The sequence below is a fragment of the Puniceibacterium antarcticum genome (assembly GCF_002760615.1).
Classification (GTDB): domain Bacteria; phylum Pseudomonadota; class Alphaproteobacteria; order Rhodobacterales; family Rhodobacteraceae; genus Puniceibacterium; species Puniceibacterium antarcticum.
Map to the genome: position 1 here is coordinate 1 of NZ_AWWI01000123.1, position 612 is coordinate 612.

The window sequence follows — 612 nt, forward strand, 5'->3', positions numbered from 1 at the left end:
AAGCCTTGCCCCGACCGCGGCCGACGCCGCGGAGAACGCGGTGACCTTCCCGCCGCTCAACGTGCTGGAACATTACACCACGGTCCGGCGCGGCATCACGCGCGAGCATATGCTGACCACCCAGGCCGCGCTGGAGGCCATCAAGGCCGGCGAACCCGTCCCCACCGGCACCCATGTCGTCCTCGTCGATTACCAGAGCGACGTTCTGACCCGCTACCTCGTGGCCCAGAAACTGGACGAGGGCATCGACGACTGGGGCTACCAGTGGTTCTGGCCGGACGAGACCGTCAAGACCGACGAGAACATCGACCGGTGCTATGCCTGCCACCAGCGCTCGCGCCGCGATCGGGAGTTCATGTTCACCCACGACGACGCTCTGAACTTCACGCAGTGACCCCGGCACCCGGATCGGAGAGCCTTCGTTGAAATCCTCAATCATCCTCAAGCGGTTGGCGCTGCCCGCCGTGATGTCGGCCTTGCTGCTGCTGGCCCTGGCCTACTGGTGGCAGGGCAACCTGTGGCACGAGGTCTTCGGGACGGGGCTGTTCGCCCTGCTGGCCTGGCACATCGGCGTCAACCGGCGTTGGTTCACCGGCCTGCTGCGCGGAGGCT

Annotated in this window: 1 protein-coding gene and 1 pseudogene; both read left to right on the top strand. The window is 66.3% G+C overall.

Going from position 1 to position 612, the window contains the following annotated elements:
* Nucleotides 1-394: hypothetical protein (locus P775_RS19230; RefSeq protein ID WP_099912513.1), on the top strand; the 394-nt coding region annotated here is incomplete at its 5' end.
* A gap of 28 nt (nt 395-422) precedes the next feature.
* Nucleotides 423-612, top strand: a pseudogene (locus P775_RS19235) (hypothetical protein); the annotation flags it as partial.